We start from the raw sequence: 12679 nt of genomic DNA, 5'->3' as shown, positions 1-12679 counted from the left end.
ATGTGTCAGTACGATAAACATCCGCCTGCGATCCGCTGCTGCGCGCTGCGTTCGCGTGCGGCGCGCACCGCAGGCGCGCACGCGGCATCCACGCAGGTCCACGGCAACGCATCCAGCAGACCGTCCACGCAGTCGCGCAGCACCGGGTGCTGGCAGGCATGCAGCACGCGTGCGCACTGCGCAAGCGGCCACGCCGTGCCATGGTCGAAACCGATGAAGTGGCGGCATGCCTGGTGGTAGCGCAGTTCGTCATGCAGGCGTTGTGCGTTGTCGATTCCGCGCAGCAGTACCAGTACGGCTGCGCGCTGCACCACGCGCGTGTCGGCCAGGTCCAGCGGCAGCACCTCCATGGCCGGTGGCGCCCAGGGCCGCAGCTGCGAGTCGAGCACACGCCGCAGCGCCAGCAGCGGATGGCTGCTGCTGTCGACGGCGGCCCAGCGCGCTGCATCCAGCCATGCATCGCTGGACAGCACCCAGACCCAGGGGCGGCCGTAGCGCAGCACGCTCAGCGGCGCGTGCCGCGCCTGCTCCAGCGACTGGCTCAGGTGGCGATCCAGGTCAAGCATGCTGATCCTGCGACTGTCGGTCATCGATGCCGCCCACGTTCCACGACGCAGGTGCGTCGTCCTCTGCAGAAGACGTCAGTGCCGCAGCGGAAGCGACAGCCCGATGCCGATGATGTGCGCGCGTTGGCGCTTTCTCCGGCGCGTCATTCCAGCGTCATGTGCCTGCAGGCTTCCAGGTCCAGCAACGGCGGCTGGCCACCACAACGCCGCGCCAGCACCGCGACATCACTGCGCGAAGCAAAGCCGCACAGCGCATCGGTCGTGCCGGGATCGTCGATCAGTGCCGCCATCGAGCTGCGCAGCGCGGCCAGGTGCCAGCCTTCCATCAGCCCATCACTGCCGGCAACGAACCAGTGCCAGAGTCGATGCTGCCGCACCTGTTCGTGCAGTGCAACCAGGCTGTCCGGTGCATGCATGGCATGCAGCAGCCACGCGCGCGCGGCCATCGCCGGGCTCATCGCCCCGTGTTCGGGCAGCGCCAGCACCTGCCGCTGCAGGCGCAGCAGCATTGCCAGTGGATGGGCATGCGGATCGAAATCCAGCAGCACGGCCTGCTGCTGCCATTGCACATCGGACACCACGCACACCCAGGGGGCGCCATAGCGGTGGACCATAAGCGGCTGCCGCTGGCTGGTTTCCAGCAGCGCCGACAGGTTGCGGCGCAGGTCCAGCACGCCGATCGACTCGTTGCGCATCCTTGGCCTTCCCCCTTGCATGTTGGCCGCGCAGACGGTGCGGCCAGGATTTCACCCCAGTACGGCGATGCCACCCGGGTAGCGACGCAGGCCGAGCGACATTGTCAGCCGCAGCTGCTCCAACGCAGCGTCCGGGTCGTCGATGCGGAAGCGACCGCTCACCGGCGCGCGTGCCAGCGCGTTCGCGCCCAGCATCACCTTGCCGCGGCGGTAGCGGTTGATCTCTTCAACCACGTCGCGCAGTGGCGCGCGGCGGAACACCAGCATTCCCTCGGTCCAGGCGCCGGCTTCGGCCGCCACGGCCTCGACCACCACGCCGCTGAGGCGTTCGTCATAGCGTGTCTGCTGGCCGGCCTGCAGCTGCAGCCGGCCCTGCGGATGTTCGATGCGGGCACTGCCGCGAAGGCAGGTAACGCGTACCTGGCCATCAGTGTGGCGCACGTCCAGGCGCACCGGACCGCTCCCGGCGAGCACGCAGCCCTGCCCCGCGAACAGCGCCAGGCGGGCGCCGGCCAGGGTTTCCAGCGCGGCCTGGCCCTGCATCAGCTCGTAGCCCTCGCCGCGCGTATCGCTGCGGCGTCGCAGGCTGGTCTGGGTATCCAGCTCGATCGCCAGATCCGCACTGGGCGTGATGCGCAGCCGCTCGCCGGTGCCGGTGTGATAGTCCGAGGCCAGCGCGGTGACCGACGGCCACAGGCCCATCGGCGGCCGCAGCGCGGCGACCACCGCCAGACTGGCGGGCGCCGCAACCGCAGCGCCCAGGAAGGCACGGCGGCTCCAGCGCTGCACCGGGGTCGGCGCCTGCGGCTGGCGCGCGGCGGCGGGCAGCTGCCCACCGGCCACGCGAACCTGTTCCCACTGCCGGCGCGCCTGCGCGAAGGCCGATCGATGCGCAGGGTCGGCCTCGCACCAGGCACGGAACGCCTTGCCATCGGCGGCGGTGGCCTCGCCGGAGGTCAGCCGTACCACCCACGCGTGCGCCTGGCGCTCGATGGCGTCCAGGGTGCGGTGCGGGCGGTGGTCAGCGTCCATGGGGGCTCATGCCGTCCCCGCACACTGCGGGGTTCTGCTCGGCGTCAAAGTGTAGACGGATGCCAGGCGTCAGAACCGCACCTGGCGCCCCTGCCCGCTGCGTTCGGCCAGATAATCCTGGGCGGCCTTCAGTTCACGCTGCACCAGGCGCAGCGACACCCCCAGCTGTCCGGCCACGTCACGCTGCTGCAGGCCGTCCACGCGGATCGCCAGCAGGATGCGGCGGCGCCGCTCCGGCATGCGCTGCAGCAGGCCGACCATGTCTTCCAGCGCCATCTCCTGCTCCGCCGCCTGTGCCGGGCCCGGGCCGGGATCGGCCATTTCCATCAGCGTGTCGACTTCTTCCAGGCTCAGCAGGCGGTGGTCGGCACGCTGCCTGTCGATCACGGTGTTCATCGCCATGCGCAGCAGGTAAGCCGCCGGGTTCTGCACCGGATCCAGGCGGTCGCGGCGCGCGCTCAGCCGCATCCAGGTGTCCTGCAGCGCATCGCCCGCCAGCTCTTCCGAACCGAGCTTGCGCACCAACCGGCGCTTGAGTTCATCGTAGGCGCCCAGCAGGTGGTCCATCAGGTCTGCCGCCCCGGCCGTGCCGTTGCTCATGTTCGCGTCCTTGAAATCATGGAAGAGGAGCACGGCCGCCACAGTCGTGGTCACCGGTGGAGGGGTGGATCTGCAGCGTCACCGGCTGCGGCAGCCCGGCCGCCTCGGCCGGCAGCACCAGCGCGTGCATGGCCTGCAGCAGGCGCGCATCGCGGCGCGCGTTGCCGCTGCCGCTGACCAGTTCCGCATCGTGCACCTGGCCATCGGCTGCGATGTTGAAGCGCAGCGTGGCCGCATAGCCGCCCGGGTGCAGGTCCAGGTCACCGCAGAAGGCCGCCCGCAGACGCTGCTGCAGCCCGCCAAAGCGCCGGCGCCGCTCGGCCTCGGCCAGCAGCGGCTCGGCCACTGCGGCGGACTGCCCCGCAGCCAGGCGCAGCACCACGCGCTGGGCACCGATCATGTCGGCCTCCACACCGGTATCGCGCAGCAGCGCACGCAGCGCCTCTGCCGGCGGCAGAGTGGCCTGCAGCGCATGGCTGCGACGGCCCGCGGCGAGATCGCCGGCGTACATCACCGACCACCCGCTGGCGACACTGAAGCGCTCGACCGCCTGTTCCAGCGGCTGTGCAGGAATATCGAAGGGCCGCGCCGCGTCCTGCGCAGCAGCGACGAAAGCGAACAGCAACCATGCGGCGATGGCCACTTTCCAGGTTCTGACCGCGCGGTGTCCATTCAGCCCCCTGACGTAGAACACATGACCCTCGGCAGCGACAGCAGCTGCACGACCCCGCCAGCGCGACCGGAAGATCGCGTGCACGGCGTCGGCAAGCAGACGCAGACCGTAGCGGCGCCAGATGTCATTGCGATGACGCCCCATCACGGAAGCAGTCACGGAAGGGGGCGGAGCCCGTTGCCCAGCAACGGGATCCGACCCCGTACTCCGACAGGTCGCGGCCAACTGTCAAAGGCGGGGTGGGTCCGGTTGAGGGGGTATGAGCGGCATGGGCCCGAGGCATGCCTCGGGCGGATTGGGCAGGATGCCCAACCCAGGTCTTGCCGTGTGCGCAGGACAGCGCACACGAGCAAGCCGCGACCAAGCCCCCATGGGTGAGGGCGCTTTGCTTGCGAAGCACTGCTTCGCAAGCGCCCGAACGCCCAGCCGCCAGCGGCTGGGCCGGACCCCGGAGAGGCGTTCACGGCGTCCCCTGCCGCCGGACCCACCCCGCCATCCCACGGAAAGCCAGCTTCTGCCGTTGACGTTGACGTTGGACGTTGACGTTGATTCGGCGGGTGCAGGGCGCAGCCCTGCCAGCACACCCTAGACCGGCAACTCCGTCGTCTGCTTGATCCGCTGCATCGGGATCTCCGTCTTGGTGTTCTGCACCCCGGCAATCCGGTTCAGGTGCTGGATCTGGAACTGCCGGTACGCATCCAGATCGGCCACCGCCACCCGCAGCAGGAAATCACAGTCCCCCGCCATCAGATGGCACTCGAGCACTTCCGGGAAGGACTTGATGCTGTTGATGAAGTGATTGGTGGTGTCCTCATCCTGCCCGCGCAGCCACACCCGCACGAACACCGTGAAACCCCGGCCCACCTTGGCCGCATTCAACAGCGCCACATAGCGGTCGATGTAGCCCCCATCCTCCAGCAGGCGCACCCGCCTCAGGCAGGCCGAAGGGGACAGCCCCACCTGCCGCGCCAGCTCCAGGTTCTGCAACCGCCCATCGCGCTGCAGCGCGTCCAGGATGCGGCGGTCGAGATTGTCGAGATCGTTCTGCACGCCATTTCACCCTTTCCGCCCACGGCCGCATGGAATTTCAAATCTTCCCGCCTTCACGGCATCAACGCAACCCGATTTCGTGGTTTCGCCGCTAGCATGATCGTCCCCATACAGACGAACGCTCGATGGACGCCCGTACCACCCTGCCCCCGCCCGACCCCGCCTGCGACACCGCGCCCCGGGCCGAATTCCTGCGCGGCCTGCGCGCCGCCCTGCCGGTGATGGTCGGCTTCATCCCCTTCGCCCTGGTGCTGGGCGCGCAGGCCGCACAGAAGGGCCTGACCGCCCTGGAAGTGCCGCTGATGACCGGCCTGAACTTCGCCGGTGGCTCCGAATTCGCCGCAGTCGAACTGTGGACGTCTCCACCGCACATCGCCCTGATCGTGGCCATCACCGCACTGGTCAACAGCCGCCACCTGCTGATGGGTGCCAGCCTGGCCCCGCTGCTGCAGCACCTGCCGCGCCGGCGCGTCCTGCCCGCCCTGTTCTTCATGTGCGACGAAAGCTGGGCGCTGGGCGTGGCCGATGCACGCAGGTGCGGCCTGGGTTTCAGCCTGGCCTATTACCTGGGTGTTTCGGCGGGCCTGTACACGGTGTGGGTGCTGTGCACGGCCATCGGCGCGATCGTCGGCCCATTGCTGGGCGACATCCACGCCTACGGGTTCGACATGGCCTTCCCCGCCGTTTTCCTGGTCCTGCTGCGCGGCATGTGGCAGGGCATGAAGGCCGCACGCCCCTGGCTGGTCAGCCTGCTGGTGGCCGCAGCCACCTATCTGCTGGTGCCCGGGGCCTGGTACGTGGCCAGCGGTGCGCTGGCCGGGCTGGCCGCCGCCTGGCTGCTGGCGGAGGACGCCGCATGATCCTGCACGGCCTGCTCCACTGGACATCGCTGCTGACCATCGTGCTGATGGCCGCCGTGACCTACCTGACCCGCATCATCGGCTTCCTGGCGCTGCGCAACCGCACCTTGAGCAAGCGCGCGGTGACCGTGATGGAAGCTGCACCCGGCTGCGTGCTGATTTCGGTGATCGCCCCGGATTTCGTTGCAGACCAGCCGGCCGACCTGGCCGCACTGGCGATCACCCTGCTGGCCGCGACCCGCTTGTCGATGTTGCCGACGGTGCTGATCGGTGTCGTTTCGGCGGGCGTGCTGCGCTACCTCATGGGTTAACGCTGCAGCCGCCGGGCATGGCCCGGCGCTACCTGTTACCCGCCACCTAGTAGCGTCACGCCGTTACTTGGTGCAACCGACGATGCGAGTGTCGCGATTGGCTAGATCTGCGCATCTTCCCAATGCGTCGAGTGCAGCCCAAAGCCAACTGCTGGAACCATTTGAAACAAATCTGATTGCCAGAGTGCGCTCGAGTCGATATGGATCGAATACCGAATCGGCAGCTTGAACTGATCGGTCAATCGAAGTGCAACCTGGAGAGTACCAATGAGCAATCCACGACTCGTCGTGGCAGCAATCGGTATCACCCTCACCACTGCTGGGTGTGGGCCAACAGAGTGGCAGTTGAGCGCATCGTGCGAAGAGAGCAAGAAGTGCCGAATAGAAGGCAGGATCGGCGGCAAAATCGGCGGGGGCGAGCGCGACGGCCTACGTTGGTTTGATCGGATAATGCTGGCGTCGGCAGCCGAAGTACCGGATGCAGCACGGTTCGAAATCGACGTTTCGGGCTCGTCCGTAGCATTCCCAGCCAATGGATCTGTAACTTTGCAGCTATTTGATCCACAGCAAGGCGTCACCATTGCCTCCAGGCAGTTCCAATGGCATCGCACGGGAAACATCCTTCGACTTGTCGACCCAGACGGGGCGAACACGTGGGCCGCAGCCGAGTCGGGCCCGGCGACCGAGCTGAGGTATGACCTCGCAACCTTTGATGTAGGTGCGGCCCCTGGACCAAACACCATCGCGGCAGCCTCTCGATATGGAGGAGCCACCAAGGCAGCCTCCGTCTCGGACTTTCAGGTCTGTACGAAGTATCCATCACCCTATCAATGTGGGCTGACGCCCTGATGCAGTGCCGCCAGTCCACGCCCAGCCAACGGTGCTTCGCCCTCGGGGGCCACGCGTGGCTGGCGGCCATCCTCCTGGCGACAAGTGCATGCCACTCCATCCAGCTGCCTCCCCGCAACCTGGTAGGCCCCGATGGCGGATATGCCACCGTGCTGCGAGGCCCTGCCTCCCATCTGAAGATCAGCACGGTATCCGTGCTTACCGGCCCGGAAAGCGTGGAGCGTCCCAATCGATTCACCGATTGCGGATGGTCCTCCATTGCAACGCGGATTCTATGGGCAGATGACACGCTTTCCGCCGTGCAGGCGTCACAGCTCTGCGAGGCTGCCGCAAGATCTGCTGGACTGCCGCTGCAGGCGGCTGGACTTGAACAGACGCCAGTGCACTACAAGCTCACGATAGTGAGCGACGGAGGTGGAATCTGGCGACAGGTGCCACACGCGGAGCCGCCGGAACAGACCGTCGGCTTCTGGTTTCCTTCCGGACCAGACGCCGACGCGCTACGCCGGCGCGTGATCGCCGCCACCGCGCACGAATTCCAGCATATCGCGACCGCATTGGCAGGTCAGGCACGGCGCGGCAGGCACCGCGAAGCAGATGCCTATCTGGCCGGCGCCTGTGCCCAGCTTTTGATCGAAGGCGCGCTTGAACGTGCGGATCTGCCTGGCGGGCACGATGCACGCGCTGATGCGTTCCTGACAGTCGCAGCCAGACGCTCTGGGCATGCCGGCAACAAGACAGGATTGGCGCTATCGCAGTTCTTTGGCGACACAGAGATGCTGCAGATCGAGGGCGGAGGCCGCAAACTGGCGCAGCATTGCCACGAGACGATCGGCTTCCCCTTGCAGCAGTGAGAGCCTCCGCCGGGGAATGCGGACATACAGCGCCTGCGACAGCAGCACGTAGATCGGCAGACCGTGGCTGCACAGCGCGTCGCGCCACCCTGCGTCACCCGGTCGCAGGGGCCACTGCAGGGGTACTTGACCAATATCAATCCGCCCCGGGCCCAAGGCGCGTATCTCTATGCAGGAACCCCTACGCCGGCGGCGCCGGCATCCAAAGGACCTGCGATGAGCTACAGCCCCGACAACGCCCAGCTGCTCAACGCCCTGCAGAACGTCATGGTGATCTCCACCACCGACCTGCAGGGCAACATCACCTATGCCAACGACCTGTTCTGCACGCTTACCGGTTTTGCGCGGGAAGAGCTGATCGGCCAGCCGCACAGCCTGGTCCGCCACCCCGATGTGCCCAAGGCCGTCTACAAGGACATGTGGGACACCATCAAGGCCGGCAAGACCTGGACCGGCATCGTGCCGAACCTGGGCAAGGGCGGCGTGCTCTACGTGGTCGATACCACCGTGCAGCCGCTGTTCGACGCCGACGGCAACATCACCTCCTACATCAGCATCCGCCGGGTGGTGAACGACCTGATGCAGAACTACGACCTGGTCGAGTTCAGCAAGGAAAAGTTCGACGACTTCTACGAGGCTGCGTGAACGCCATTCCCGCCAGCACACCCATCAGCCGGTTGTTGGTGGGATTCGCTTCCGAATCGGGCAATGCCCGCGCCCTGGCCCAGCGCCTGGGCGCGGAACTGCAGCCGCATGCGCCGCAGGTCCTCCCCTTCAACGATATCGACGTGGCCAGCCTCGGCCACGGCGATGTGCTGCTGGCCATCTCCAGTTCGTTCGGTGATGGCGAGCCGCCGGCCAACGGCGAACAGTTCTTCGAAACACTGCGCCAGACCCCGGCCCTGCCCGGCCTGCGCTATGCGGTGTTCGGCCTGGGCGACACCGGCTATCCGCGCTTCTGTGGCTTCACCAAGGCACTGGATGCCGCACTGAGCGAGCGCAGCGCGCAGCCGCTGCTGCACCGGGTAGACGCCGACCTGGGCTATGAACAGTTCTACCAACAGTGGCGCCCGGTGCTGGGCCAGGTGCTGGGGGGCGACCCGCACGCCGGCCAGGACCTGCGCCTGCAGGTCACCGCCTATGGCGAGGACAATGCGTTCGCCGCACCCATTCTTGAACGCCGGCGCTTGAACAGCAGCGAGCCGGCCGCCTGGCACCTGCAGCTGGACATCACCGGCAGCGGCATGGCCTACCGGGCCGGTGACACCCTGCACGTGGTGCCGGAAAACGATCCTGCCCTGCTGCAGGCGCTGGCCACCTGGTACGGTGACGGCAACGCGGCCAGCACACTGGCCGACCGCGAGCTGCGCCTGCTGGGCAAGAGCGTGCTGCGCGACATCGCCCGCCTGGGCGGCAGCGAGGAACTGAAGGGGCTGTTGAAGATCAGCCGCAAGCGCGAGCTGGACGCCTACCTGCATGGGCTGGACCTGCTGGACGTGCTGCAGGACCATGCCACGCCCGCCAGCGTGCCGCTGGATCGCCTGTGTGAACTGCTGTCACCACGGCTCCCGCGCGCCTACTCCATTGCCTCGCACCCCTGCGACGACCGGCTCAGCCTGTGCGTGCGCGAAGTGCGCTACACCCTGCGCGGGCGCGAGCGTGTCGGCACGGCCACCGGCAGCCTGCTGCACGGCGGCGGCAGTGCCCGCATCTACTGCCGCTCCAATCCCGGCTTCCATCTGCCCGATGGCGGCGATGCTCCCCTGCTGCTGGTCGGCACCGGCACCGGCATTGCACCGCTCATGGGCCTGATGCAGGAACTGCAGGCCACGGGCAGCCAACGCGAGGTGCACCTGGTGTTCGGCGAGAAGCACAGTGCGCATGACTTCCTGTATCGCGAGCAGCTGCTGGACTGGCAGTCGCGCGGCGTACTGGCCGGGCTGCACACCGCGTTCTCGCGCGATGGCGCGGAAAAGGTCTACGTACAGCATGTGCTGCAGCAGCGTGCCCCGCAGGTACAGGACGTGCTGGCACGCGGCGGCCATCTCTACCTGTGCGGCAACAAGGGCCATCTGGAGGGCGCCGTGCGCGGGGCCATCGATACCATCGGCGGCGCCGGGCACTGGGATGCACTGCATGGCCAGGGCCGCACGCACTGCGAGTTGTATTGAACCGTTGATCGATTCCGCCGGGCATGGCCCGGCGGGGCGCCTTACATGGGCACACCCACGATCACGCTGGATGCCTTGAACAGCACCGTTGCGGTGCCGCCTTCGCGCAGCTCCAGCGCCGCGGTACTGGCGCGGGTGATGATCGCCACCACCGTGCAGCCATGGCCGATATCCACCACCACTTCATCGTTCACCGCACCCTCGGTGATCCGCTCCACCCTGCCGCTGAACTGGTTGCGCGCCGAATAGCGGGTGCCATCGCCCTGGGCGACGATCACCGACGACGCCTTCACCAGTGCATAGGCCGCCACGCCCACCGCCAGGCCCAGTGATTCCACGCTGCCATGGGTGATGGTCGCCACCACCGCCACACCCGGCGCCACTTCGATCTGTACTTCATCGTTGACCGCGCCGGTGGCCAGGGCACTCACCCGGCCGTGGAACTGGTTGCGTGCACTGGTGATCATGCCGATTCTCCGGATCAGGGCCAGATCCTCGTCCAGCCCGGGGGTGGCCTGCAGCGATTGCAGGAATGCGCGATGCGCGCGTTCAACCTGTTCGAACCGGGCGATCAGCTGGCGGCCGCGCGCGGTCAGCTGCGCACCGCCACCGCCACGACCGCCCACGCTGCGCGATACCAGGGGTTCGCCGGCTGCGGTGTTCATCGCGTCCACCGCATCCCAGGCGTTCTTGTAGGTCATGCCCATGCGCTTGGCGGCCTGGCTGATCGAGCCGCAGGCATCGATCAGGCCCAGCAGGGCGAAGCGGCCACGCCCGCCCAGGCTCTGCCCGGCAATGCTCAGCCACAGGTTGCCCTGTAGTTCCAGGGTCGGATCGGCGTCGCTCATCGTGCTCGGTTCCATGCCGCCTGCGCGGGGCCACAGTGTAAAGCGTCACCGCCCGGCGCCGACCTTGATATGGATCAAGGTGCCCATTCACCGCGGCGCGGACAATACCGTGGTCGGTCATCAAGTTGACCCTTGCCAACCGTTATATCATCGTGGATATAACGAACTCGAGGAATCGCGAGGATGCGTACCTGTCGTTTCGTTCTACCCCTGTCGGCCCTGCTGCTTCCCCTCTCCGCCGCTGCCGTCGAAGCGGCCGCGCCACCGCCGGTGTTCACCCTGGGCAGCGTGGACGTACATGCCACCCGCGGCACGTCCGATGCCGTGGCCGAACGCCGCCTGGATGCCGAACGCATCCAGCAGCTGGACCGCAACACGGTCGGTGAAGCGGTCAGCGTGCTGCCCGGCGTCAGCCTTGCACGCAACTCGCGCAACGAGGACATGGTCTACCTGCGCGGCTTCGATGCCCGCCAGGTACCGGTGTTGCTCGATGGCATACCGCTCTACGTTCCCTACGACGGCTACGTTGATTTCGGCCGTTTCACCACCTTCGACCTGGCCGAGATCCAGGTCGCCAGTGGCGGCGCATCGCTGCTGTATGGCCCGAACATCCTCGGCGGTGCGATCAACCTGGTCAGCCGCCGCCCGCACCGCCCGTTCGAAGGCGATGTACGGCTGGGCATCGCCGATGGCGGCGAACGCAAGGCCGCCTTCAACCTGGGTGGACGCCATGGCGACTGGTATTACCAGCTGGGTGCGTCGATCCTGAAGGCCGACGAATTCCCGCTGCCCGACGGCTTCGTGGACTACAAGCGCGTGCCCACCGACACCGGCAAGGACCGCCAGAACGCGCAGCGCGAGGACCGCCGGCTGTCCTTCAAGCTGGGCTACACCCCGCGCGAGGGCGATGAGTACGCCATCGGCTATGCACGCCAGGATGGCGAAAAGGGCAACCCGGTCTACACCGGCACCGCGCGCAGCGGCATCCGCTACTGGCGCTGGCCGTGGTGGGACAAGGACAGCCTGTACTTCATCGGCAACACCCGCCTGGGCGACCACACCACCCTGCGCACCCGTGTCTACCGCGATACCTACGGCAACGGGCTGGATGCCTACACCGACGGCACCTACCGGGTGGCGATGGACAACGCCAGCTTCCCCAGCATCTATGACGACCGCACGGTAGGTGGCTCGGTCACGCTGGCCACCACCGTGCTGCCGCGGCAGGAGCTGCAGCTGGCCATCCATTACAAGGAAGACCAGCACAGCGAAAGCAACCCGCATTCGCCCACCAAGGACTTCCGCGATGTCACCACCTCGATCGCCATCGAGGACCGCATCGCCCTGACCGACACCTCGCACCTGCGGGTGGGCATCGGCCATGACCGCCGCGATGCCAAGCGCGTGTACTTCTGGCCCACCGGCAGCACAGACGCCACCAACGGCGTGCTGGAGTACGTGCAGCAGCTCGCCCCGGACCAGCAGTGGTACGCCAGCGCCGCCCGGCGCACGCGCTTCCCCACCATCAAGGACCGTTATTCGGCGCGCATGGGCGCAGCCCTGCCCAATCCGGACCTGGCGCCCGAACACGCCACCCACTTCGAAGTGGGCCTGCGCGGACGCTGGTGGGAAGGAGGCCAGCTGCAGGCAGCAATCTTCCAGAGCCGCATCGATGACCTGATCCAGAACGCGGTGGTGGCCTCGCGCGAATGCGGTGGCAGCACCTGCAACCAGGCGCAGAACATCGGCAAGGCGCGCCACCAGGGCGTGGAACTGGGCCTGCAGCAGCGTCTGGGCGATGACTGGAACCTGCAGGGCAGCTATACCTGGCTGCGCCGCACCAACCTGCAGGACCGCAACGTGGCCCTGCTGGACAGCCCGCGCCAGCACCTGTTCATGGCCGTGGCCTGGCAGCTGCTGCCACAGGTGAAACTGCAGGCCACAGTGGAAGCCGAGCAGGGCCGCAAGGTCAGCTATGCCGATGCAGCACGCCCGGTCCGTGCCCTGCCCGGCTACGGCATCGTCGGCCTGAAGGCCAGCTGGGCCCCGCGCGACGCCTTGGATTTCGATGTGGGTGTGCGCAATATCGGCGACAAGTGGTACGAACTGGCCGATGGCTACCCGATGCCTGGCCGTACCTGGTTCGCCAACGCCAACTGGAGCTTCTGAG

General features: G+C 67.2%; 13 protein-coding genes. 6 read left to right on the top strand and 7 right to left on the bottom strand.

What is annotated here, in order from left to right:
- Positions 1-5: 5 nt before the first annotated feature.
- The 6 genes from ACM2ZB_RS03150 to ACM2ZB_RS03125 form a co-directional block, all read right to left on the bottom strand.
- The gene (locus tag ACM2ZB_RS03150) at positions 6-566 is read right to left on the bottom strand and encodes a hypothetical protein (RefSeq protein WP_416057389.1); all 561 of its coding nucleotides are present in this window, start codon (positions 564-566) and stop codon (positions 6-8) included.
- A gap of 143 nt (positions 567-709) precedes the next feature.
- Positions 710-1261 (bottom strand): hypothetical protein, encoded by a 552-nt coding sequence (locus ACM2ZB_RS03145; RefSeq protein ID WP_416057388.1) that lies wholly within the window; start codon positions 1259-1261, stop codon positions 710-712.
- Between the two features lie 51 nt (positions 1262-1312).
- Entirely contained in the window at positions 1313-2293 is a 981-nt protein-coding gene (locus ACM2ZB_RS03140) for a FecR family protein (protein ID WP_416057387.1), read from the bottom strand.
- Positions 2294-2362: 69 nt separating this feature from the next.
- The gene (locus ACM2ZB_RS03135; protein ID WP_313435849.1) at positions 2363-2893 is read right to left on the bottom strand and encodes a sigma-70 family RNA polymerase sigma factor; all 531 of its coding nucleotides are present in this window, start codon (positions 2891-2893) and stop codon (positions 2363-2365) included.
- A 16-nt stretch (positions 2894-2909) separates the two neighbouring features.
- Positions 2910-3587 carry a TonB-dependent receptor gene (locus ACM2ZB_RS03130; RefSeq protein WP_416058612.1) on the bottom strand — a complete coding sequence of 226 codons (678 nt, stop codon included), beginning with the start codon at positions 3585-3587 and terminating at the stop codon, positions 2910-2912.
- Between the two features lie 564 nt (positions 3588-4151).
- Positions 4152-4616, bottom strand: coding sequence for an Lrp/AsnC family transcriptional regulator (locus tag ACM2ZB_RS03125; RefSeq protein ID WP_313435846.1), 465 nt, complete (start codon positions 4614-4616; stop codon positions 4152-4154).
- A gap of 125 nt (positions 4617-4741) precedes the next feature.
- Between ACM2ZB_RS03125 and ACM2ZB_RS03120 the strand changes: the two genes are divergently transcribed.
- The 5 genes from ACM2ZB_RS03120 to ACM2ZB_RS03100 all read left to right on the top strand — a co-directional run bounded on the left by ACM2ZB_RS03120 (position 4742) and on the right by ACM2ZB_RS03100 (position 9661).
- Positions 4742-5476 carry an AzlC family ABC transporter permease gene (locus ACM2ZB_RS03120; protein WP_416057386.1) on the top strand — a complete coding sequence of 245 codons (735 nt, stop codon included), beginning with the start codon at positions 4742-4744 and terminating at the stop codon, positions 5474-5476.
- Positions 5473-5787 (top strand): AzlD family protein, encoded by a 315-nt coding sequence (locus ACM2ZB_RS03115; protein WP_416057385.1) that lies wholly within the window; start codon positions 5473-5475, stop codon positions 5785-5787. The genes ACM2ZB_RS03120 and ACM2ZB_RS03115 overlap by 4 nt, the downstream gene beginning before the upstream one ends.
- A 998-nt stretch (positions 5788-6785) precedes the next feature.
- Positions 6786-7490: a hypothetical protein gene (locus ACM2ZB_RS03110; protein WP_416057384.1), complete on the top strand. Its 705-nt coding sequence runs from the start codon at positions 6786-6788 to the stop codon at positions 7488-7490.
- Positions 7491-7706: 216 nt separating this feature from the next.
- The gene (locus tag ACM2ZB_RS03105; protein WP_416057383.1) at positions 7707-8135 is read left to right on the top strand and encodes a PAS domain-containing protein; all 429 of its coding nucleotides are present in this window, start codon (positions 7707-7709) and stop codon (positions 8133-8135) included.
- Positions 8132-9661, top strand: coding sequence for a sulfite reductase flavoprotein subunit alpha (locus tag ACM2ZB_RS03100; protein WP_416057382.1), 1530 nt, complete (start codon positions 8132-8134; stop codon positions 9659-9661). Before ACM2ZB_RS03105 ends, ACM2ZB_RS03100 begins: the two co-directional genes overlap by 4 nt.
- Positions 9662-9702: 41 nt before the next feature.
- Here the strand turns inward: ACM2ZB_RS03100 and ACM2ZB_RS03095 are convergent, their stop codons facing one another.
- The gene (locus ACM2ZB_RS03095) at positions 9703-10509 is read right to left on the bottom strand and encodes a TOBE domain-containing protein (RefSeq protein ID WP_313435839.1); all 807 of its coding nucleotides are present in this window, start codon (positions 10507-10509) and stop codon (positions 9703-9705) included.
- Positions 10510-10692: 183 nt separating this feature from the next.
- On the opposite strand from ACM2ZB_RS03095, the gene ACM2ZB_RS03090 reads away from it, so the two are divergent.
- The gene (locus tag ACM2ZB_RS03090) at positions 10693-12678 is read left to right on the top strand and encodes a TonB-dependent receptor plug domain-containing protein (RefSeq protein ID WP_416057381.1); all 1986 of its coding nucleotides are present in this window, start codon (positions 10693-10695) and stop codon (positions 12676-12678) included.
- Position 12679 lies beyond the last annotated feature (1 nt).

The organism is Stenotrophomonas maltophilia (genome assembly GCF_047782825.1).
Taxonomy (GTDB): Bacteria; Pseudomonadota; Gammaproteobacteria; order Xanthomonadales; family Xanthomonadaceae; genus Stenotrophomonas.
This window is presented reverse-complemented; position numbering and strand designations above follow the sequence as displayed.